At 39.7% G+C, this 22,438-nt stretch carries 17 protein-coding genes and 5 tRNA genes; 6 read left to right on the top strand and 16 right to left on the bottom strand.

What is annotated here, in order from left to right; all coding sequences use genetic code 11:
- Positions 1-7 precede the first annotated feature (7 nt).
- The 6 genes from H5058_RS03230 (at position 8) to H5058_RS03205 (ending at position 3,114) form a co-directional block, all read left to right on the top strand.
- Positions 8-83: transfer RNA gene (locus H5058_RS03230), tRNA-Val, on the top strand.
- 150 nt (positions 84-233) lie between these two features.
- A tRNA-Val gene (locus tag H5058_RS03225) sits at positions 234-309 on the top strand.
- Positions 310-365: 56 nt separating this feature from the next.
- Positions 366-441, top strand: a tRNA-Val gene (locus H5058_RS03220).
- Between the two features lie 523 nt (positions 442-964).
- Positions 965-1,055, top strand: a tRNA-OTHER gene (locus H5058_RS03215).
- 57 nt (positions 1,056-1,112) lie between these two features.
- A tRNA-OTHER gene (locus H5058_RS03210) sits at positions 1,113-1,204 on the top strand.
- Between the two features lie 269 nt (positions 1,205-1,473).
- Positions 1,474-3,114, top strand: a complete 1,641-nt coding sequence (locus H5058_RS03205) for a tetratricopeptide repeat-containing response regulator (protein ID WP_011327774.1) — start codon at positions 1,474-1,476, stop codon at positions 3,112-3,114.
- A gap of 5 nt (positions 3,115-3,119) precedes the next feature.
- Here the strand turns inward: H5058_RS03205 and msrB are convergent, their stop codons facing one another.
- The 16 genes from msrB to H5058_RS03125 all read right to left on the bottom strand — a co-directional run bounded on the left by msrB (position 3,120) and on the right by H5058_RS03125 (position 22,427).
- Positions 3,120-3,560: a peptide-methionine (R)-S-oxide reductase MsrB gene (gene msrB, locus H5058_RS03200; protein ID WP_089367984.1), complete on the bottom strand. Its 441-nt coding sequence runs from the start codon at positions 3,558-3,560 to the stop codon at positions 3,120-3,122.
- An 87-nt stretch (positions 3,561-3,647) separates the two neighbouring features.
- The gene (locus H5058_RS03195) at positions 3,648-4,088 is read right to left on the bottom strand and encodes a hypothetical protein (protein WP_011327772.1); all 441 of its coding nucleotides are present in this window, start codon (positions 4,086-4,088) and stop codon (positions 3,648-3,650) included.
- A gap of 2 nt (positions 4,089-4,090) precedes the next feature.
- Positions 4,091-4,606, bottom strand: a complete 516-nt coding sequence (locus tag H5058_RS03190) for a DUF2919 domain-containing protein (RefSeq protein WP_011327771.1) — start codon at positions 4,604-4,606, stop codon at positions 4,091-4,093.
- The gene (locus H5058_RS03185; RefSeq protein WP_089367983.1) at positions 4,603-4,947 is read right to left on the bottom strand and encodes a DUF3392 family protein; all 345 of its coding nucleotides are present in this window, start codon (positions 4,945-4,947) and stop codon (positions 4,603-4,605) included. Before H5058_RS03185 ends, H5058_RS03190 begins: the two co-directional genes overlap by 4 nt.
- Entirely contained in the window at positions 4,940-6,961 is a 2,022-nt protein-coding gene (ligA, locus tag H5058_RS03180) for an NAD-dependent DNA ligase LigA (RefSeq protein ID WP_089368944.1), read from the bottom strand. Before ligA ends, H5058_RS03185 begins: the two co-directional genes overlap by 8 nt.
- Positions 6,962-7,042: 81 nt before the next feature.
- Positions 7,043-7,789: a cell division protein ZipA gene (gene zipA, locus H5058_RS03175; RefSeq protein WP_182676852.1), complete on the bottom strand. Its 747-nt coding sequence runs from the start codon at positions 7,787-7,789 to the stop codon at positions 7,043-7,045.
- Positions 7,790-7,857: 68 nt separating this feature from the next.
- The gene (locus H5058_RS03170) at positions 7,858-11,271 is read right to left on the bottom strand and encodes a chromosome segregation SMC family protein (protein ID WP_089367981.1); all 3,414 of its coding nucleotides are present in this window, start codon (positions 11,269-11,271) and stop codon (positions 7,858-7,860) included.
- Between the two features lie 53 nt (positions 11,272-11,324).
- Complete coding sequence (locus tag H5058_RS03165) at positions 11,325-12,056, bottom strand: RNA methyltransferase (protein ID WP_182676849.1); 732 nt, start codon at positions 12,054-12,056, stop codon at positions 11,325-11,327.
- 67 nt (positions 12,057-12,123) lie between these two features.
- Positions 12,124-14,175, bottom strand: a complete 2,052-nt coding sequence (locus tag H5058_RS03160; RefSeq protein ID WP_089367979.1) for an FUSC family protein — start codon at positions 14,173-14,175, stop codon at positions 12,124-12,126.
- The gene (locus H5058_RS03155; protein WP_086997979.1) at positions 14,175-15,035 is read right to left on the bottom strand and encodes an HlyD family secretion protein; all 861 of its coding nucleotides are present in this window, start codon (positions 15,033-15,035) and stop codon (positions 14,175-14,177) included. The genes H5058_RS03160 and H5058_RS03155 overlap by 1 nt, the downstream gene beginning before the upstream one ends.
- Positions 15,035-15,244 (bottom strand): DUF1656 domain-containing protein, encoded by a 210-nt coding sequence (locus H5058_RS03150; RefSeq protein WP_011327763.1) that lies wholly within the window; start codon positions 15,242-15,244, stop codon positions 15,035-15,037. The genes H5058_RS03155 and H5058_RS03150 overlap by 1 nt, the downstream gene beginning before the upstream one ends.
- 233 nt (positions 15,245-15,477) lie before the next feature.
- A complete protein-coding gene (speB, locus tag H5058_RS03145; RefSeq protein ID WP_011327762.1) occupies positions 15,478-16,401 on the bottom strand; it encodes an agmatinase in 924 nt (307 codons plus the stop codon).
- Between the two features lie 2 nt (positions 16,402-16,403).
- Entirely contained in the window at positions 16,404-18,317 is a 1,914-nt protein-coding gene (speA, locus tag H5058_RS03140; RefSeq protein WP_011327761.1) for a biosynthetic arginine decarboxylase, read from the bottom strand.
- Positions 18,318-18,691: 374 nt separating this feature from the next.
- Complete coding sequence (locus H5058_RS03135; RefSeq protein WP_011327760.1) at positions 18,692-19,135, bottom strand: hypothetical protein; 444 nt, start codon at positions 19,133-19,135, stop codon at positions 18,692-18,694.
- 201 nt (positions 19,136-19,336) lie between these two features.
- Positions 19,337-19,507: a hypothetical protein gene (locus H5058_RS03130; protein WP_167376930.1), complete on the bottom strand. Its 171-nt coding sequence runs from the start codon at positions 19,505-19,507 to the stop codon at positions 19,337-19,339.
- 1,354 nt (positions 19,508-20,861) lie between these two features.
- A complete protein-coding gene (locus H5058_RS03125; protein WP_182676847.1) occupies positions 20,862-22,427 on the bottom strand; it encodes a BCCT family transporter in 1,566 nt (521 codons plus the stop codon).
- Between the last annotated feature and the right edge of the window lie 11 nt (positions 22,428-22,438).

The following is a 22,438-nucleotide window of genomic DNA, read 5'->3' as shown; positions in this document are numbered from 1 at the left end:
GTAATATGGGTCGTTAGCTCAGTTGGGAGAGCATCGCCCTTACAAGGCGAGGGTCACTGGTTCAAGTCCAGTACGACCCACCATTTTTAAAATGGTGTATATTACAAAAATCTAAATGGGTAATTCGCTCAGTTAGAAAAAAGAGAGCATCGCCGCTATTTACAAGTAAAGGCAGTGTTCACTGGTTAAAGTCCAGTGTTAACTATCACCCTTGATAGTTAATAATGTAATTTGGGTGATTAGCTCAGTTGGGAGAGCATCGCCCTTACAAGGCGAGGGTCACTGGTTCAAGTCCAGTATCACCCACCAAATTACAGTTTAAATGTTTAAAGCATTTAATTAAGCGTTATACCTATTTTATATGTGGGTGATTAGCTCAGTTGGGAGAGCATCGCCCTTACAAGGCGAGGGTCACTGGTTCAAGTCCAGTATCACCCACCACATATAAACACTTCTTAGTATCTCGGAATATCTCCATCAAATACTTAAATAATATATAAATCCTTTTGGGCAATTAGCTCAGTTGAAAGAAAAAGAGCATCGCCGCCCTTTAGAACGAATGGCAAGGGTCGCTGGCATCAAGTCCAGTATCACCCACCACATATAAACACTTCTTAATATCTCCATAAAATACTAAAATAATATATAAGTCCTTTTGGGAAATTAGCTCAGTTGAAAGAAAAAGAGCATCGCCGCCCTTTATAACGAATGGCAAGGGTCGCTGGCATCAAGTCCAGTATCACCCACCACATATAAACACTTCTTAGTATCTCGTAATATCTCCATCAAATACTTAAATAATATATAAATCCTTTTGGGCAATTAGCTCAATTGAAAGAAAAAGAGCATCGCCGCCCTTTATAACGAATGGCGAGGGTCACTGATTCAAGTCCAGTATCACCCACCACATATAAACACTTCTTAATATCTCCATAAAATACTAAAATAATATATCAGTCCTTTTGGGCAATTAGCTCAATTGAAAGAAAAAGAGCATCGCCGCCCTTTATAACGAATGGCGAGGGTCACTGGTTCAAGTCCAGTATCACCCACCACATATAAACACTTCTTAATATCTCCATTAAAGACTAAAATAATATAAAAGTCCTTTTGGGTAATTAGCTCAGTTGAAAGAAAAAGAGCATCGCCGCCCTTTATAACGAATGGCGAGGGTCGCTGGTATCAAGCTAAGTATTACCCACCACATATAAACACTTCTTAATATCTCCATTAAATACTAAAATAATATAAAAGTCCTTTTGGGCAATTAGCTCAGTTGAAAGAAAAAGAGCATCGCCGCCCTTTATAACGAATGGCGAGGGTCGCTGGTATCAAGCTAAGTATTACCCACCACATATAAGCCTATGAATGCATATTAAGTACTTAATAAAGTTGAGTAATAACCTAAATTCCCTTGTAAGCAGCTAAACTGTTGATTATAGTCTGTGTTACACGTAATCACTGTTAAGCCAAATGCCAACAAAGATCTATTCAACAGCCAAAATACTTATAGTGGAGGAGCAACCGCTCGCCCAAAGCTATATGAAACAATCGCTAGAAAAGCTTGGCTTTGGACAGTTACGATTTGCAGATCATGCTAACTCGGCAAAAGAGCAGTGTATAAACGAGCAATTTGATTTAATTGTATGCTCATTCAATCTAAATAAGCATCAAGATGGTTATCAGCTTTATGAGGAATTGCGAATAAAGCAGTTAATTAAAAGCTCCACTGGGTTTATTTTTATTTCTGCAGAAACAAGTGGCTCGCTTGTACATAGTGTTCTTGAATTACAACCCGATGATTTTTTGGTTAAACCATTTACAGCACAAGAGCTTAAAATACGTATAGAGCGTATTTTAAAACGTAAACGTGATTTACAAACAGTTTACAACTTTATTGATGACGGTAATGATTCCAAAGCACTTAAGTACATAAGTGCAGCATTAAATAAAAACAACAACTACAGCCCTATTTTACTGCGATTAAAAGGTGATGCCCTACTACGCCTTAATCGTAACCAAGAGGCCAAAGACTTTTTTAAGTCGGTACTCGATATCCAAAAATTTGCATGGGCTAAAGTAGGTTTAGTAGAAGCACTGATAGAAAATAATGAACATATTTTAGCCCAACGCATGCTTAAAACCATGTTAGAGCGCAACGAAACTCGTTTAATCGCGCTTGATTTATTAGGTCGTTTAGAAATAAAACTTAATCAATTTGAGCTCGCACAAGAGTTTTTAAGTCAGGCTGCGGATATTGCTCCTCTTAATATTATGCGTCAAAAGTCTTTGAGTAATGTATCGTTAATTAATCACGATTATGAAAAGAGCTATTTAACCCAAAAAGATATTGCAAGCTATGCAAAATACTCAATTCACGATAGCCCAGATATTTATTTAAATGCGGCGCGTGCCGGTATCGACTTTGCGCTAACCACAGATCAAACGGATCAAATACAACGAATTTCTCGCCAAACTAATCAATATATTAATGATTTAAAAAAGCAGTTTCCTAATAATGTAAACCAGGCGCAAATCGATGTATTAAACGCACGCCTACACTACTTAAAAGATGAACACCAAAAAGCTAAGCGACTAATAGAGCAGCTTGATGAAGATGATACACAAATTCGCTCTGTAGACGGCGCACTCGATAAAGCAAAAGCATTTCACGAACTTGGCTTTCATCAAAAAGCCCAAAATTTATTTGCCCAAATAATTACGCATTGCCAGCGTCATCCAAGTGTAAGCGACACAACCTATTTACGTTATATTCAACAACAACAAAGCGAGCGTCGTGATATTAAAATGGGGCCTAAAGAGTTAAACAACCATGCTGTGAATCAATTTAATAGAGGGCAATTAAATACGGCACTAGAAGCGTTTACTCAAGCATTTAGGGTGATGCCTCGTAATCAGAGTATCGCACTTAACTTATTACAGTGCTTGTTTGATTCGACCAAGCAACAAGGGGGGGATTCGTTTAATATGGGGCTTGCTAAAAAATGCTACGCCTTACTGAGCAAAGCTAAACTACCTGCAGATCAGGCGCAGCGTTTAAATAAAATTTTGCATAAAGCAAAAGATATGCAGCTAGATATTCAAGCCGACTAAACGCGTTAAAGCTTTTTCATTGACGCGGCATTAACGCAGTATCGCAGGCCAGTCGGTAATGGGCCATCAGGAAACACATGACCTAAGTGCGCATCGCACACATTACATACTGCTTCAATACGCTGCATCCCATGAGTGTTATCACTAATATAGGCAATAGCTTCTATTGTTGCGGGTTTTGTAAACGAAGGCCAACCCGTACCGCTATCAAACTTTTCATCTGCGTCAAACAATAAGTTATCGCAACATATACATATATACTTGCCTGGCTCTAACAATGTGCAGCTACCGGAGCTGTGCGGTCGCTCAGTGCCTTTTTTACGAGTAACGTAATAGGCATCTTCAGATAATAACTCTTGCCACTGAGCGTCGGTTTTAATAACCTTTTTCGGCGGCGTTGGATTGCCATTATTGGCAAAATTAATAACATCATTCCACTTCAACATAACAGCCTCTTTAAATGCTTGCTTAGCTATAATCGTATTTAGCTCTATTGGTTAATTATTACGTTATTACATTTGCTTAAGATCAACTTAATCAAATGTAATACTTCGTCTTTCTGAATTAGTCAGTATCTGCTGTAAAAAAGCATCTAGCTCTACTTTTGACGCAGGTAAACTAATACTAAATTGCGTTTGCTGGTAGCTGTGTACTAGCAGTTCATTATTGCGGGTTGAAAGGTGCTTAATATTTTTAATTGCTAACCACTGCGGGCCAGATTTTTTATCAAAAAATCCCGCTAAGCTAAACAATACTAAATGTTTTGCATCGCGCTTAATAAAATCATTAACTTGGTTTCGTGTTTTAAACAGTGGGGTTAATCGGTAACAACAAGAGCAAAAAACAAATACCCATAAGACAAATAAAAATATAAACCAAGGCTGCTCTGTAAGCTTTGTAGTTAGCATTAGCACACTAAGCGCCACACCTATAAACAGCACCACCACCGCTATTTTTTTATTTATAGCGTCCACTTTTAATCCTTATTAAGGCGTTTTTCTGCTGCGGCTTTTTCGGTAGGCTCAGGCCAATCATTAAAAAACACTGTTAAATAACGACTTTTAGCTAAGTACCACAGCACCCATAATACAACCACCATTTGAATCGCTAAAAATAACGAAAAATGATAATAGCTATGAGCCGCTTGAATACTTAACCAAGTTAAGTCTATTACCGCACACAAAATAAGAGGCCAGCGCATATAACGCCAAATCTTAGCTAAGCGTTCACTACTTTTATGAGACTCGCGGGGTCGACGCAAACAAAATAAAATAATTGGTACTATGGCTATAGCGCCAATGGCAATAGCAATAAAAAAATCGTTTTTAGATTTAAAAAATATCGACATCAAATCCAATTCTGGGCGTCGGCTTAACCCTGCCACTATCCAAATAAAGTAAGCTCGTAACAATACCAGCACACTTAAATGAAAGGCGATGGGTGTACGGTAACTGCCGTACTTATCCCAGTACTCTGGGCCATAGCGGCTCATAATTGATTTTTCCTATCGGCAATAGTGCCCAATATAAAAAATGCTGCTAACAAGGTAACACCTAACCACTTAGTGCCAAAAAACAATAACGCCTTAATCAGTAGCGGGCTAAGCCACACAACCACAAAACCAAATCCAAAGGCGGTGATCAATACAAAGCACAGCACTCTTACTATAAAATGACGACGTGCAACCAGCCCTTTGGTTAGCTTTATAATATCGCCTGCGTATAAAGACACTAAGCACACCATTATCAGCATAGATAAATGATATAAATAACTATGCAGCCACTGCCCTACGTTAATTAAAAGTGAATTTAATATATTTAATAAATCAGCCATTATGTTGCTCTAATAAATTAATTAAATCTTCTTCTGTCAGTACATCTATACCTAAGTCTTGTGCCTTAGTTAGTTTAGAGCCGGCCTTTTCGCCTGCTACTAACGCATCGGTTTTAGCCGACACACTACCCGACACTTTAGCACCTAACTGCTGCAAACGTGCTTTGGCGTCATTACGGTTTAATGTGTTTAAGGTACCGGTAAGCACATAAACAAGGCCAGCTAATGGCTGCTCTTGCGCTGAAGGTGGAGTAAGTTCAGGCCAATTAATACCCTGTTCTACCAGCGCATTTACAACATCTAAATTATGCTGTTCGGAAAAAAAGCTACGTACATGGGTTGCTACTATTTCGCCCACATCACTTACTTGAGTTAAACTATCAATGCTGGCATTTATTACGTTTTCAAGGGTTAAGAAATGATTAGCTATATTTTGTGTGGTTGCCTCACCCGCTTCACGAATACCCAATGAGTATAAAAACTTAGCCAACGTTGTCGCTTTAGCGTCTTGAAGCGCAGTAACCAAATTTTTAGCCGACTTTGGCCCCATACGCTCAAGCGATTCAAAATGTCCTTGCTTTAAAATAAACAAATCTGCAGGGGTTTTAATCAGCTCTCTGTCGACGAGTTGATCAACAATTTTATCGCCAAGGCCGTCAATATCGAGTGCTTTGCGCGATGCAAAGTGTTTAATCGCTTGTTTACGTTGCGCCGGGCACACTAAACCACCAGTACAACGCGCTACGGCTTCACCTTCTACTTTTTCTACATGGGAGTCACAAATTGGGCAAGTTACCGGAAACTCAATATCGCGGGCATCATCAGGGCGGCGCTCAAGTACTACTTGCGTTATTTGTGGAATTACGTCCCCTGCACGGCGAATAATTACCGTGTCGCCCACTTTTACGCCTAAGCGCGCTATTTCATCGCCATTGTGCAAGGTAGCGTTTGATACAGTAACACCACCAACAAATACCGGCTCTAAGCGTGCAACGGGTGTAATTGCTCCCGTACGCCCCACCTGAAACTCTACATCGAGTAATTTGGTTATTTCTTCTTGGGCCGGAAACTTATAGGCAATAGCCCAACGCGGAGCGCGTGCTACAAAGCCTAAACGCTCTTGTAAGGCTTTTTGATTTATTTTTATTACCACGCCATCTATTTCATATTTAAGCTCGCCACGGCGCGTTAAAATATCAGTATAATAAGCCAGTGCAGCTTGTGGGCCTTCTACTAATTTTGTTTCAGGGCAAAGTGGTAACCCCCAATCAGTCAATTTTTCTAATTGCTGATAATGATCCTCTGCAATGCTACCGTCGGCTACAAGACCTGTGCTGTAGGCATAAAACATCAGTGGGCGTTTAGCCGTAATTTTAGAGTCAAGCTGGCGCAGGCTACCTGCGGCGGCGTTGCGTGGGTTTACAAATACTTTTTCACCACGTTTTTCAGCTTCAATGTTAAACTTTTCAAAGCCTGCATTATCCATAAACACTTCGCCGCGCACTTCTAGTTCAGCAGGATAATCGCTACCTCGTAATTTAAGTGGCACATTACGAATTGTTTTAACGTTTTGAGTTACATTTTCTCCCGTCAACCCATCACCTCGGGTCGCGGCTTGCACTAGTACGCCATCACGATAAATAATCGACACAGCTAAGCCATCTAGTTTTGGCTCACAACAAAAAGTAAGCTCTTCGGTACTCATTAAACGCTCTTTTATACGGCGATTAAAGGCAATAAACTCATCTTCGCTAAAGGCGTTATCAAGCGATAACATAGGCACTTGGTGCGCTACTTGCTCAAATTTACTTAGCGCAGCACCGCCCACTTTTTGGGTTGGTGAGTCGGCAGTTATTAATTCTGGGTGCTGAGTTTCTAGTGCGCTGAGTTGTTGTAATAAACGGTCGTATTCAGCATCAGGAATACTGGGGGTATCAAGTACATAATAATTGTAACTGTGCTGTTCAAGCGTACTACGAAGATGGTTTATTTGCTCACTAATGCTGCTTGCCATTTTGACCTCAAAAAACATAAAAAAAGCCACTTTGACGAGTCAACGCCCAGTGGCTTATAAAAATTTAACCTATTGCGTTAATTACGCAGAAAATGCACGTACCTGTTCAACATATTGACGAACGCGATCTACGGTCATTTCTTCACGCTGCGCATCTAAAATTTGCGCACCAAATTCGTCGCTAAGCTTTTTAGCTGCACTGTGCAGCATATTAAATGCTGCTAAGCCATCACCTTCACACGGTAAGGTCATAAATAAGCTAACGCCTGCGGTACTAAATTGTTCCATATTATCAATATCGAAGGTACCTGGGTTATACATATTTACTAGTCTAAATAATACCGGGCCTTGGCCTGCTGGATCTAAATGACGATTAAAAAAGCCTTCCTCTGAGTATTTAAACCCTAAGGTGTTTACCGCGGGCAATAATTTACTGCCTTGCATGCTCATTCCATCTGGCATTTGAATATGCACAATCACAAAGTCTGAAACCTCTGCAGGCTCTTCGCTTGGCTCAAGGTCATGCTCTGCCTCAATTACACTAAGGTCATCTTCAATTGGCACTTCTGGCACGCTAGTATCTGTTTGCGGCTCGTTGGCATCAAAATTTAGTTCACCAAATTGTGGTTCTTCTTGCTCAAAGGCAACGCTCTGTGCGGGCTCTGCACTTGGCGAATGAGAGTGAGCTGTGTGTTGTGGTTCGACCCGCTCGTTAGCAGGTATTTCTGGGTTGTCTTTTTTTCGCACTGACCATAAACCGTGTACTAATAAGCCACCTATGACAAATACACTGATCACGATTAAAACCCATCTTAATTCTTCGGCCATCCCCTCACCTTTTTTATTTTATATGCCTAAACCTGTGTATTAGTTAAAACCTAATACGTTTAATTTAACTATGCCTGTGCAAGTTGCACAGCTTGTTCAATATCTACAGCCACTACGCGCGATACACCTGGCTCAGCCATGGTAACACCTGTTAATCTACCAGCCATTTCCATCGCAATTTTATTATGACTAATATAAATAAACTGCACCGATTGTGACATTTCTTCAACCAAACGGCAAAAACGTACCACGTTGGCATCATCTAGCGGTGCATCTACTTCATCCAGCATACAGAATGGAGCTGGATTGAGCCTGAATATAGAAAACACTAATGATAATGCGCTCAGCGCTTTTTCTCCACCACTTAACAAATGAATTGTTGAATTTTTTTTACCTGGTGGTCGTGCCATTATACTAACACCACTTTCGAGTAAATCGTCACTGGTTAATTCTAAATAAGCACTTCCACCACCAAAAACCTTTGGAAATAGCTTTGCAAAGTCTTGGTTAACTTGATCAAAGGTCGCTTTAAAGCGAGTTTTGGTTTCTATATCAATTTTACGAATAGCCCCTTCTAGGGTACTCAGCGCTTTTGTTAAGTCATCTAATTGATTATCAAGATATTCGCTGCGCGCTTTGGCTTGATCAAACTCATCAATAGCGGCTAAATTTACCGCACCTAAGCGCTCCAACTGATTAACAATATCTGCGAGTTTATTTTGTGCTGTGCTTATAATGAGTGTTTCTGGTAACTCATCAAGCACCTGCTTTAGGTTTTGCTTTAACTCTTCTAGCGGTTCAAGCGCCAACTGTGCTTTTATTAATAAACTTTGCTCTTCTATGCTTAATTTTTGATGCTGCTCTTGTAGCGCCACCAGCTCACCTTGTGAACTTTTAAGACTCGCTTGCTTCGTGCTTAAGCTCTCTTTTGCTTGGTTTAATTTATTTTGTAATGTGTTTAAGTTTTTCTCGCCTTGCGCATGCTGTTTAAGTAACTGGGCTATTTTTTCAAGTAGTTCTTGCTCGGGTATTAGCAGCTGGGTTAATTGATCGTGTAATTCTTTTGCACCCTGCTCTGCACTTAAATGCGCTTGCTCTGCATGGCTTAGTTTAGCTTGGCTTAATTGCCACTCGCTACGTGACTGTTGCTCTGCAAGCGTTGCTTGATGGGCTTGCGTTTTATATTGCTCAAGCCTAGCTAATACTTGGCTATAATTTGTATCACTGTGGGTGCGCTTGTTATTTGCAGTAGCAAGATCACTGCTTAAACTTAACTGTTGCTGCTTAAGTGTTTCAAACTGCACTGTTTGATCTTTAAGCACCCCTTTTATTTGTGCTAACTGTATAACCAATTGCTGTTGTTGCGTTTGGTACTGTTGCAATTGCTGCTGGTACTGCGCTACTTGCTCTTTTAACATATCGTTGCGCGTACTCGCTACGGCAATATTTTGAGCCAGCTGATGTATGGTTTCTTTAAGTTCACTTTGCTGCGTACTAAGCTCACTTTGCAGTGCTTTTTGCTGCTCAAGCACTTGGGCTGCGAGTTGTAACTCACCCTCTACATTTTTTAGCTGCGCTGTTTTAAGCTGCAATTGCTTGTGCTTTACCAGTAATGAGTTTTCAGCATTTCGATCTGAGCTTATATGCCAGTTCCGACCATGCAAAGCGGCGGTTTCATCCATTACGGCAATATAAAAATTATCCTCTAATGCTTTAAGTTCGCCGCTTTTACTATAAGCAATACGGCTCAATACTTCAGGGTAAACCCCCTGAGTTATAAATGCCGCTAAGCTATTTTTTACATTTGCCTGATTGCTTTTTGTTGATGCGATATGCCACACACTATTATTTGCCGACTGCTCACTTACATTTAAATGCTCAAGCGATTTAAGTGCTTGTTCAATACAGTGCTCAAACCCGTCTTTAACCTTTAATTGGTTAAATAAGGTGTTGTGGTGCTCGCTCTCATTATCTAGCCCTAATGTACTGCTTAGTCCTGCGATACTGGCTTTTAGCTCGTTAGCTTGCTGGCTAAGTTGCTGATATTGCTGCTCGGCATTGTTTAACTGCGAACTTTGCTCTAAAAGCAGCATTTGGCCTTTACTGTGCGCCGTTTGCTTAGTTGCTAACTCTTGAGTAAGCACTTGCCTTTGTTGTTTTTGAGAAGCTAACTGCTGTTCAACATCGCTACTTTTTAGGTGTGTAATTTGCTTATTTAACTGCTCACTTTGTTCATTAACGTGTTTGCTTTGCTGCTGAGTTTGCTCAATATTATTTGCTTGCATCTGCAACTTATTATTAAGTTGCTGCAGTTGCTCGCTAAGCGATTGCCAATCCTCAGTGTGTTGCTGCTTTAGCTCTAAAGCACTCTCAAGCTCTTGGCTTAACTCACTTACTTGCTCGTTGCGCATTAAGTTGTTTTCTATTGCCTGCTGCAAAGCGTGTTCTAGTTGTTCGCACACTGTTTGCTGCTGCGTTTTAAGCTCTAAACTATGCGTTTGGCGCTGCTGTAGTTTAATCTGATTTTGTTTAAGCGTTTGAATTTGTTGCTTTATGCTTATTTGTTGTTGCTCAGATCGCGTAAGCTCAGTGTGTATTACATGTTGTTGCTGTTGCGCATCACTTACGCTTTCTTGCGAGGCTTGTACTTGGGTTTCTAAGCTTGCAAGTACGTCGTCGTGACCAGAATGAGCCGTTTTAAAAAACGTAACTTGCTCATTTAATTTATTTATTTGTTGGCTTTTTTCGAGTTGTTGTTGGTGTAGTTTTTGCCATTTTAAAACGGCAATTTGCCCTTTTAACGTTCGCTCTTGCGCTTTTAACTCGCGGTATTTTTTAGCATCAACCGACTGCACCGCTAACTTAGTAAGTTGACTTTGTAACTCTTTGCGTACATCGAGTAAGCGCTCTAAGTTTTCACGGGTGCTTTTTATTCGAGTTTGCGTTTCGCGGCGGCGCTCTTTGTATTTAGATACTCCTGCGGCTTCTTCTAAAAACACCCTAAGTTCTTGCGGTTTGCTCTCTATTAAGCGCGAGATCATGCCTTGCTCAATAATGGCGTAACTACGTGGGCCAAGGCCTGTGCCCAAAAATATATCAGTAATATCGCGTTTGCGGCATTTACTGCCATTTAAAAAATACAACGACTGACCATCGCGAGTAACTAAACGCTTTATTGCAATTTGATTACGATCGGCAAAGGTATTAGGAAAGTCGCCTTTGTCGTTATCAAAAGTAAGCTCTACCGAGGCCTGCGAAATAGCTTTACGATTAGTTGAGCCATTAAAAATGACATCGGCCATGGCGTCGCCACGTAAATTTTTAGCCGAGCTTTCGCCAAGCACCCAGCGCACTGCATCAATAACATTAGACTTGCCGCAGCCATTAGGGCCTACAACACAGGTCATTTGATCAGGAAATGGAATTTTAGTTGGCTCTACAAACGATTTAAAGCCTGCCAATTTTATAGTGCTTAAGCGCATCTTTTTGTTATTACCGAATATTATTGGTTATAAACATTAACCTTGCTTTAGTTTTAAGCTTGGCGTTTAAAATTATCTAAAATAATACCGGTTGCCATAGCCACGTTCAGCGACTCAGCCTGACCAAAAGCCGGTATGGTTATTTTATCAGTTACTAATTTGGCACACGCTTCGCGTATACCGTGCGACTCACTGCCCATTAATAACACGCCTGAACCTGTAAATTGAGTGTTGTGCACATTTTCCCCGTCTAAAAAGGCACCATAAATTGGTAATTTTAATGTGGCTAAATACGCAGGCAAATCGACTTGGCTTACCGACACTCTTACAAACGAGCCCATAGTGGCACTAATTGTTTTAGGGTTGTATGCATCGGCGCTATCTGTACTGGTTACAATATGTTTAATACCGTACCAATCAGCAACTCTAATAATAGTGCCTAAATTGCCCGGATCAGATACACCATCAAGTGCTAATATTAAGCCACTGGTTTGTAGTTGTGCTGCTTGTGGCATATTTACAATAGCAATGGCGGCATTGTTACTAACCAGCGTACTTGCTTTTGTTAGCAGCTCTTCCTCGGCGCAAATAAAATTAATACCCAGATACTGTGCTTGATAGGTATTTATAAATGTCTCGGTAGCAAATATATCAACCGCCTTTAATGGGCTGTTTAATAACTCAAGTACGTTTTTTTCACCTTGTACAAGGTATTGATTAAATTGCTTGCGGTACTTTTTTTGGCCAAGTTGGCGAATAAGTTTGAGTTGGTTTTTTGAAATCATAACAGCCCCATAAAATGATGCGCACAGTATAGCAGATCTCATACCGACTTCTGAACTCGAAAAATAGCTAAAGTAGTGAGTTTGGGGTCTTAATACTATTGGCGCTGCGCTCAAAGGTTAAGTTAATCCGCATAAACATTCCTTGTATTGCCTCAACCTGCTGCGACTCTCCTAATATACACACTAACTCTTGATATAACGCGTCGCATGCATGTTTAAACCGCTGATCAACTTGACCTTTACTTGCCAGCAAAAATGCATCGGCAAGAGCATGCTGCCACAGTGCAAAATATTTTAGATCTTTACCTGCTACGTTTTCGCACACAGAGCGTAATCGCACTGCTGCGTGGCCTAAATTTAATGCGGTTAATGCCAAGTCAGTAATAGCGCGAGACTGCGAACCTTGGTCGTAATGAGTGAGTCGTAATAATCGGTCGGCCATCCGCTGGTTATACCAAACAATAGGCGCACTGTGTTTATTAATATCGAGCAGGTCTTGATGGGTTGCTTTAAAAATTCTATGCACTAATAACTGGGCGCTTGGCCCTGTAATTAAATGAAAAACCCAAAATAAAATAGCTACCCCAGTAAAAATAGCCATTGCCGCACTCAGCGTATAATCAATTGAAAATGCTCGGCTCATATCGGTACTTGGGCTCACCAAAATAGAAAACGGTATACAAAAGCCTAATCCGTAAGGCAGGGTTTCTCTATCGGCAAGTAGTAATAAACCAATAAAGTAAGGGCCAGCTAATACCAATATGAGTATTTCTAATTGCCCACCACTGTAGGCTAATAAGTTAAGTGCATAAAAAATACTGACAAAACTAGCAACCACAACTCCAATCATTATCCGCTTTAACACCACACGCAAAACAATGAGTGGAAAACGCGCTAACATAATTGAAAATATCACCGGTAAAATCATAATCATTATTGCTGCCGGCGATCCTGTGCTTACCCAAATACACGCGCCAATAAAAAACACCATAACGGTGCGAAACCCAACAATTATTGCCGCTAACGGATCACGGTAAGTTACTGTGCTAGGTGCATTTAGCAGCCTTGTATCGCGCTCTTCAAGGGCGCGATAAGCACGCAGCAACACTGTTAACTCTGTGGTTATATCAACACTAACATTGAGCATATGCGATTCAAAGGGCAGCTCACTGCTGTTATTCGCACGATATTCGGTTAACTCTCGGCGCAAGTTTTTTACTTGTTCTATGCAATCATCAACACTGTTTGCTTGCGCTATATTTGCTAAAACCTGTTTGAGCTGAGTAAATAATTGAGTCAGTAGCGGGCTCATCAATTTTGTATGGCTACGTTGTAAACGGCCAAATATTTGAATTAACGCCAGTAAAGATAATACTTTTTGCGACAGTTGATTTGCTGCACGAGCGCGCCCAGGACCTTTAGGGCCTTCGTAACGCACCGCGCTAGAATCTTCGTTAACTGCGCCTAAGGTTGCCAAAATGCCATCTATTTGCTGGTGTCGTTCTTCGTGCGAGCCTTGTATGTTTAGCTCAGTAACTAGGTAATTAAGGGTTTGGTTTATTAATGACTTTGCCTGAATTTGCAGCCCATTTTTCACTTTTACTGGCCAAAATAAATGGCTCACAATGCCGGCGCAAATTGAGCCAATTATAATTTCGCTCATACGCGATTGGGCAATACTAAATACAGCTTGGCTACTTACGGTGGTAGGGCTTGCTATTACCAGTAACACTATAATTTCGGCGGTAACCGCCGCCATAGCAAACCCATAAATAAAATTTGTTTGCCTAACCAAAGCCGATAACGTTGAGTTAATACCCAGCCACAACCCCAGTATGCCCAGTGCTAAGTAAGGGTAAGATATGAGCTGCGTTAATAGTAATATGCCAAACAAGCCGCCTATAACAGTGCCTACTATTTGGCACAGAGCTTTTTCGGCCACTAAGCCACTCTCTGGGCGTATTTGTAAAAACACCGCTGAAACTAAAGCCCAGTAAGGGCGATCTAAATTAAGAAACAAAGCAACTGTAAGCGCCATTGCCATAGCAATTACGCCTTTTAGTGCAAAAATAACAGCCTGCTTTTTAGGTAAAAACAGGTTACGCAGCACAGCCTCCATTAGCGCTCAACAAGTCGAATAGTTGCGGTCATTCCGGCACTAAGCTGAGTATCTGCAGGAAACGCGTCTAATTTAATATCCACCGGAATGCGCTGCGATAAGCGTACCCAGTTAAAGGTTTGCTGAACTTGTGGTAAACGCTGGCCATTACTTTGCGTATTAGTATTAGCAATTGCTTTACCTATACTCATTACCTGACCAGTTAAAGGTTTACCACCACTTAACAAAGCTACATTTGCGTGTTGCTTTAAATGAATAAGAGGGATTTTGGTTTCTTCAAAGTAGCCGGTTACATAAAAAGAGTCTGCTTGTACAATGGCAAATACCGACACGCCTTGAGCAACATAATTGCCTTGGCGTAAATCTAAGTTAATTATGTAACCCGACACAGGTGCAACAACTTGGGTTCTATCAAGGTTTAACTGCGCTACTGCTTGTTCTGTTTTAGCGAGTTCATAGTTTGCTTTTGCTATTTTTGTATTAATTCGCGTTGCTTCTAAACTTTCTTCACTAATTGCTTGTTGGCTGTTTAATGCTATTCGACGCTCGTATTTATGCTTAGCAAGCTCCCAGGTATATAATGCATTTTCGGTACTGGCTTTACTGCGCTCTAGCGCTGCCTGATAACGCTTAGCATCAACACTAAAAAGCAGATCCCCTTGCTTTACACTTTGCCCGTCAATCATGTTTAAATGAGTTACCCAACCAGACACATCTGGCGCTACCGTAACTATATTGGCTCTAATGCGGCCATCGCGGGTCCATGGTGTATGCATGTAATCATTCCATACCCAACGCCCTGCAAATACGGCCATAAAAATAACCAGTACTGTAACTAAAATACGTAAATATTTGGCCATTAAATTATTCTTCCACTTAATAAATATACGGTTAATGCTAAGTAACATACAAATAAAGACACCTCAAACCAGGCAACCCGCCAAATGCGATCGTGCCAATCTAAACGGTGCAAAATAAAACGACTCAGCGCTGTTAATAAAAATGCTATGGGAAAATAAACAACCAAAGGACTAAATTCTAGCCCTCCTAAAACAACAGCCTGAAGCATAAAAAGGTATCCTATTTTAGTTTTTATAAGTGGATAATTAAGCTCAGTATAGACTGAGCCTGACGAGCTTATAATAGAATGATATGTAAATAACCTAAATTCAGGTTAAATAACACCAAATTACTGCATAACGGTATTAAATAAACACGACTAAAAAATTATACTACTTTTATGGGACGCAAAAAAATAGGGCACGCTTTAAGGGTGCCCTATTCATTAGTATTTTCTTTAGTTTAATACTTATTTTTATATGCCCATAAGTGCAAAAGCTCATGCGCAATGGTTGCTGCAGCAATGGCGGTTACTTCACTTTGATCATACGCTGGCGATACTTCTACTACATCCATACCTACCATATTAATGCCTTTTAAAGCACGTAATATTTTAAGCACTTTGTCTGATGTTAAACCACCACACACGGGAGTGCCTGTACCAGGTGCAAACGCAGGATCAAGGCAATCAATATCAAAGGTTAAATAAACCGGTAAATCGCCTACTCGCGCAATTATTTGCGCAGCAATATCGTTTGCCGATAAATCGTTGGCTTGCATGGCATCAATCACTGCAAACCCATGCTTGCTTTGATCAAAGTCGGTGCGAATACCAATTTGAATACTGTGCTCTAAATCAATTAACCCTTCCATTGGTGCATGATAAAACATGGTACCGTGGTCGTAGCGTGAGCCATTACTGTAAGTATCTGTGTGGGCATCAAAGTGCACCAAAGCCATTTTGCCATGTTGTTTTTCATGCGCACGTAGCAATGGTAAAGTCACAAAATGATCGCCACCTAGCCCTAACAAGGTTTTACCTTGGCTTAATATTTTACTCGCGGCTTGTTCAAGCTGCGCCGTAAAATACTCAGCGTCGCCTACCGGATAAGTAAAGTCTCCAGCATCGGCCACTTTTAAATGCTCAAATAATGGAAACGTCCATGGATACTTAGTGCCTTCCCACGCTAAATGCACCGATGCACGACGAATCGCGTCTGGGCCTAAACGTGCACCTGGGCGGCCCGAGGTCGCCATATCAAATGGTAAACCAAGCACTACTACATCAGCGTCAATCGCGGTAATATTTTGCACCATAGGACAACGTAAAAAGGTCATCCCATTGGAATACAATGAGTGATCTGGATGATCAAACAAAGTCGACATACTTATAGCTCTTCTAAATAAGTGTAGCCATCAAGGCCATTTTGCAATTCGTCTAAAACGCTTTGCTGTTCGTGTTCTGCAATTTTGCTACTTACCAACTGCTGATACGACTGCTGAAAACTCTCAACGTCTAAATGCACGTAACGCATCATATCGGCTACTGTATCGCCTTGGTTTATTTCGGTAATGCTGGCTACGCCGTGCTCATCCATATTCACCATAGCGCTGTGCGTATCGCCAAATAAATTATGCATATCACCTAATATTTCTTGATAAGCACCCACCAAGAAAAACCCCATTAAATATGGTTTATCTGCACTAAACTCAGGTACTGGTAGTGTACTTTCAATGCCTTGACCATCAACATAATGATTAAGTGCACCGTCAGAATCACAAGTAATATCCAGTAATACTGCACGTTTTTTTGGCGCTTCGGTTAAGCCACTTAATGGCAACACCGGAAACACCTGATCAATTCCCCACGCATCTGGCAGTGATTGAAACAACGAGAAATTTACAAAAAACTTATCGGCTAAACGTGCATTAAGCTCGTCAATTATTGGCCGATGAAAACGGTTTTTGTTGTCCATGTGCTTATTAAGCTCATAACACACGCGTAAATTTGTTTGCTCAGCCCACGCACGCTGGGTTAAGTTTAGTAACCCCATTGCAAACTGATTATGTGCTTCGGCTAAATCCCCTTGGCTATCGTGATAAATCTCAATTAATGCACGGTCATCAGTTAATACATGCAATTGCTGCCACGACATCCACATATTTTTAAGTAACTGCGGGGCATCATCAGCCGGTGCTTCAATTTCTTCAGGTGTATAACTTTCAGTACCAATCACATTTGAAATAAGCACAGCATGGTGCGCGGTTAATGCCCGCCCCGACTCCGAAATAATAGTTGGAAACGGCTGTTCATACTGCTTACAAATGTCGCCTATGGTGTACACAATATTGTTAGCGTATTCAGCTAAGCTATAGTTCATTGAGTTATGTGACTGGCTACGAGTACCATCGTAGTCAACAGCTAAACCACCGCCCACATCAAGACACTCAATTTTTGCACCTAGTTTACGTAACTCGCAGTAAAAACGTGCTGCTTCGCTTACACCTAAACGTACATCACGAATATTCGCCATTTGCGAACCTAAGTGAAAATGCACCAACTGGACTAAATCAAGTTGATCCGATTCTTTCAAACGATTAACCACATGCAAAACTTGTGATGCCGATAAACCAAATTTTGATTTTTCGCCGCCACTTGCTTGCCATTTACCTTTACCTTGCGATGCCAAGCGCACGCGAATACCAATGCGTGGCTTTACATTTAATTCTTTAGCTTGGCTAAGAACCATGTCGAGTTCAGAGAGCTTTTCAAGCACTATGTATACTTTATGGCCTAGCTTTTCGCCTATTAGCGCTAAGCGTACATATTCTTTGTCTTTGTAACCGTTACATACAATCACCGCACTGGTTTTTTCAGCCAATGCAAGTACGGTTAATAACTCTGGTTTGCTACCTGCTTCTAAACCTAGTTGTTTTTTTTCTAGTTGTGCTTGGCTGGCAACAATTTCTTCAACCACTTCACGCTGTTGGTTTACTTTAATTGGGTAAACTAATAAATAATCTTTAGGGTAGCCGTAATCTGCAATCGCGGTATTAAATGCAGCACATAAGCTGTGCACACGATGATGTAATATTTGCGGAAAACGTACTAATGCAGGCAAACTTAAGCCTTTATCTTCTAGTTGCTTAGCAATGTCCGTCAGTGCAATAGTTTGCTCTGGCGCATCGGCTTTAGGGGCAACATATACATCACCTTGTTCATTAATACCAAAAAAACCTTGGCTCCAATGACGAACATTGTAGCTCGTACGAGCTTGTTCTAGTGATGTTGTTTCTTTCATTTATCTTTCTCTTTTATTTAGAAATGCCGAACTGGCTAATTGCGCGCATTAAAAGAAAAATAGCGGTTTAAGTCCAACAAGAATTTTTACTCGTAACGAGTAAATTTTAATGTTAAAAATTAGAAACAAAGTAACGCTAAAGATCATAGCGCCTCAGAGGCAGGTAACATAAAGGAAGAATCTAAATTGCGCTTAATATACGGCTTTTATTACAACTTTTGTTATTAAGGATTGCAGATATATAGCGTAAAATTAGTTGCTAAATTGCGGCTTGAAAAGCCAATATTAGCGATATTAAAATAAAAACAGGGTACAAGCTAAAGTCGGATAAACGCAGCGCCACCCGACAAATTATAGCTTATTTAATAACTCACCTAGTCCAATACTTTTATCTGATTGAGTGATGTTATATTTATATGCGTTTGAAAATAGTACTTTCCTGTTTTTTTACCCATAGCGTAAAAATCAATTATCATACGTTTAGCCTCGCCCGTAACTTCAACTGTTTTATTAATAAAATATAAATCGGGCGAAGTTCCATACTTTTTTATAAAAGCATTTACTGTTCTAGGGTGAATAGCGACACTCACATTTCTTCTATCTCTATAATCCAATTCTGTATTTAAATAGATACCACTGTTTTGAATGCCCGCCGCCTTTATTGATAACTTAAATACGCCTTTTATTCCTGCAGGAGCGACTTCTTCGGTGAGGGCAATTAAATTCATAGTGCTGGTTATATCCGAGTTAGATATAACTTTAGGTGTTGATGTACACCCACTAAGAATTAAAATAGAAATTAAAACAAAATACTTCATCTATACAACTTCCTTGTTAATCAAATTTGTGAGGCTAGCGTACTTTTACTTAAGCCTAATATTAATAATAAATGAGCTACTATAATACGCTATAAGCAACTTTATTAGTTTAAAAATATATTATGCGCCCTTAAATAAAACGTAGTATTTATTAGTCGCTTTTACCTAAACAAACACATGGCGCAAAAATAATGCCGCTAATTAGTCTTTTTTATCTATCGTTATTTCAAGCGTTTTGCTATTCCCAGCAAACCACTTCTGAACATACAAAGATCCAACAATAGGGGCAACGCCTTCATCTGGGACTTCTTTGTAACGAACACTGTTTTTTGTTTCTTTTTCGTATTCAAAAGTTACTACTTTTTTCGACATAAAATACTCCTTATACTCACATTTATACCTAGGATAATAATTTAATAGTTTTAACAAATAACTTAAAGTATTGCTACGTAATCATTTTTAAATAATCTAAAAATATTTTTCCGCTATAATTACGTATTACATTCAAGGCTGTCATACTCTTTAAAAGTGTTGGTTAATATTACCGCCCCCTTACAAGCCAAACGCGTAGAATATAAACCAATTTAAAACAATACCTTAACTAAATTAATACTTAAATGAGTACTGCTTTCAGTTTAAAAATAATGGTTATTTAACCCATAAATTTAATCTTTAATTAAAGCATCTAAGAGAGCTTGAAGTTATTATTTAAGCTGCTATATTGGAGCTATGAAAACATATATTTTTTTATTTAATTATATTATTTGTTTGGGGAGCTTCGCCCTAAAATTCCCCGCTTAAGCGGACGCTTCTCTGCGTCCATCTGTTTCACAGAATTTACTATTAATTTTTAATTTAACTTTTAATTTAGGCCATTCTCGGCAAGCTCTCTATCGCCTAGATTAAAGTGAGATTTAAATATTACTGTGTTTTTATTATCAATATTATTTATGCGCTATTGTTTAGCGTGTGGCAAATTTGGTTATTAAATACAGTAAAAGCATAAAGTTTCTTCGTTTAGTTTTAAGCAATATAAACGAAGATCAGTAATTATTTAATCTTATTAAAGGAGGTGAATAGCCGATTGATATTGTTTCTTTAATTTTTAGTTTACTAAAAGCAGAAGTAATTAATTTGTTATTTATTAATAGGTGATGATATGTCTAAAAATGATATGAAAAAACCACAGTTATCGTTAAAAGAAAAACGTAAGTTAAAACAAGAATCGAATACAACAGAAGTAGCAAAGCCAAGGAAAAAGAGAAAGGCTTAAGTTACTTTAAGTAACGCTAACTTTTAATGTTATTAGCTATGCCTTTAATTAGGCAAATAAAGTGAGCTGCGGTGGTTATTTACGATGAAGCCGAACGTGGATCAGCCGGCTTATCGGTAGAAAGAAACTAACCCCGCTCCACTTTTAATGCGAATAATTTATAAGTAACTAACGTTTATTTTCGACAAAGTCTGGAGGTAACTTACCTTGATTGTTGTTAGGGTTTTAGTTTGTGAAAAAAGCATTTTAAATTAATCTATTATTTATTGTTTAGGTGGTGAATATGTCTAAAAATGATAAGAAAAAACCCGCTTTATCGTTAAAAGAAAAACGTAAACTGAAAGAATCAAATACTGTTGAAGTTGCAAAACCAAGAAAGAGAAAATCTAAGTAATAACAAAAAAGGGCGCCAATAACATTGGCGCCCTTTTTTATGCTCTAACATAAGCTGTATTATTTATATAAACCTTGCTCAGTAGCCATTTTTTTCGCAATTTGTGGAGCCGTCCAAAGTGATGGTAACAACACAAAAGATACTGGTACGGCGGTTACTACAATAAACGACTGCAATGCAGAAATACCACCTGAACCTATCGAAATTAATATTGCTGCCATAACTCCCATCATAATGCCCCAAAACACTCTAATGGGTGTTTGCGGATGATCGTTACCTGTCATTACCATAGATACCGAGTAGGTCATAGAGTCACCCGTGGTTGCTACAAATATTGTGGTTAAAATTAAAAACAACACCGATATAACAAAGCCTATAGGCAGCTGCTCAGTAATGGCCAACAGCGCAGCGGGTAAATTTAAGCCCGCAAAGGGTTCTGAAATAACACCCGGGTTTGCTAACTCAAAAAATATTCCTGAACCACCCACTATCGTAAACCAAAAACAAGTAATAACAGGAGCAATTATTGAGATAAGCGTGATCATTTCACGAATAGTACGGCCGCGCGAAATTCGTGCAACAAACATAGCCATTAAAGGTCCGTAACCTAAAAACCAGCCCCAAAAGAATACTGTCCACCAATCTAACCAAGCGGAATCGGCACGAAAGGTGGCCATAGGAATAAAGTTATTAATATAAAGCCCAAACGAATGAATATAGCTATCAAAAATAAAGGCAGTAGGCCCCATCAGCAAAATAAACAGCATTAACGCCACGGCTAAAATTACATTAAAGCGACTGAGTAATTGAATTCCTTTAGTAACACCACTTACGGCAGATAGAGTATAAATTGCAATTAAACTAAATAAAATGGCCACTTGAGTGGTGTAAGTATCTGGAATACCAAATAGTTTTTCTAAACCAAAACTTACTTGCAAGCCTAAAAAGCCAATAGGGCCTACCGTGCCTGCCACTACAGCTATAACACAACACGAATCGACAATAGCACCAAATGCGCCTTTCATTACGCGATCGCCAAATACCGGATACAACAAAGTACGCGGCTTAAGCGGTAAACCTTTTTCGTAATGTAAATGCATATACACTATGCCAGTCAGGCTGCCTAAAATAGCCCAGGCTAAAAAACCCCAATGCATAAAGCTTTGCGCTAAAGCATTAAATGCAGCCTCTTTAGTGCCTGATTCACCACCAAAAATTGGCGGCGGCGAAATAAAATGTGCCATTGGCTCAGCAGCAGCCCAAAACACCCCGCCACCAGCAAGGAGTGTACACATAATAATGCTGATCCACTTAAAGGTAGTAATTTCTGGCTTTTTTAAGCCACCTAATACCACTTTCCCGGTACGTCCAAAGGCTAAAAACAACCCAATTATAAAGGTCGAAAGCAATAATATTTGCCAAAAGGCACCAAACGTTTTAGTAGAAAAAGCAAAGGCGGTATTGATCCAACCCGACATCAAATCAATATCATAAAGTGCTAGCACAGCAAATAGCACAAGAATGCCACCACTGATTAAAAATACCGGTATATCAACCCCTGCCAAATACTTTATTGTAGATGAATGCTCATCCTCATGTTGTTTTGTTACTCCAGTGGTACTCATTTATCGTCTCC

The organism is Pseudoalteromonas sp. SR45-4 (assembly GCF_014163535.1).
Lineage (GTDB): Bacteria > Pseudomonadota > Gammaproteobacteria > Enterobacterales > Alteromonadaceae > Pseudoalteromonas > Pseudoalteromonas nigrifaciens.
The sequence above is the reverse complement of the archived record's forward strand: the minus strand, read 5'-3'. Positions and strand labels throughout refer to the sequence as shown.

What these genes read in the sequence shown, in the direction of transcription:
- H5058_RS03205 (WP_011327774.1), top strand. Translation starts at nt 1,474, where the DNA reads ATGCCAACAAAGATCTATTCAACAGCCAAAATACTTATAGTGGAGGAG.
- msrB (WP_089367984.1), bottom strand. Translation starts at nt 3,560, where the DNA reads ATGTTGAAGTGGAATGATGTTATTAATTTTGCCAATAATGGCAATCCA.
- H5058_RS03190 (WP_011327771.1), bottom strand. Translation starts at nt 4,606, where the DNA reads ATGAGCCGCTATGGCCCAGAGTACTGGGATAAGTACGGCAGTTACCGT.
- H5058_RS03185 (WP_089367983.1), bottom strand. Translation starts at nt 4,947, where the DNA reads ATGGCTGATTTATTAAATATATTAAATTCACTTTTAATTAACGTAGGG.
- ligA (WP_089368944.1), bottom strand. Translation starts at nt 6,961, where the DNA reads ATGGCAAGCAGCATTAGTGAGCAAATAAACCATCTTCGTAGTACGCTT.
- zipA (WP_182676852.1), bottom strand. Translation starts at nt 7,789, where the DNA reads ATGGCCGAAGAATTAAGATGGGTTTTAATCGTGATCAGTGTATTTGTC.
- H5058_RS03170 (WP_089367981.1), bottom strand. Translation starts at nt 11,271, where the DNA reads ATGCGCTTAAGCACTATAAAATTGGCAGGCTTTAAATCGTTTGTAGAG.
- H5058_RS03165 (WP_182676849.1), bottom strand. Translation starts at nt 12,056, where the DNA reads ATGATTTCAAAAAACCAACTCAAACTTATTCGCCAACTTGGCCAAAAA.
- H5058_RS03160 (WP_089367979.1), bottom strand. Translation starts at nt 14,175, where the DNA reads ATGGAGGCTGTGCTGCGTAACCTGTTTTTACCTAAAAAGCAGGCTGTT.
- H5058_RS03155 (WP_086997979.1), bottom strand. Translation starts at nt 15,035, where the DNA reads ATGGCCAAATATTTACGTATTTTAGTTACAGTACTGGTTATTTTTATG.
- H5058_RS03150 (WP_011327763.1), bottom strand. Translation starts at nt 15,244, where the DNA reads ATGCTTCAGGCTGTTGTTTTAGGAGGGCTAGAATTTAGTCCTTTGGTT.
- speB (WP_011327762.1), bottom strand. Translation starts at nt 16,401, where the DNA reads ATGTCGACTTTGTTTGATCATCCAGATCACTCATTGTATTCCAATGGG.
- speA (WP_011327761.1), bottom strand. Translation starts at nt 18,317, where the DNA reads ATGAAAGAAACAACATCACTAGAACAAGCTCGTACGAGCTACAATGTT.
- H5058_RS03135 (WP_011327760.1), bottom strand. Translation starts at nt 19,135, where the DNA reads ATGAAGTATTTTGTTTTAATTTCTATTTTAATTCTTAGTGGGTGTACA.
- H5058_RS03130 (WP_167376930.1), bottom strand. Translation starts at nt 19,507, where the DNA reads ATGTCGAAAAAAGTAGTAACTTTTGAATACGAAAAAGAAACAAAAAAC.
- H5058_RS03125 (WP_182676847.1), bottom strand. Translation starts at nt 22,427, where the DNA reads ATGAGTACCACTGGAGTAACAAAACAACATGAGGATGAGCATTCATCT.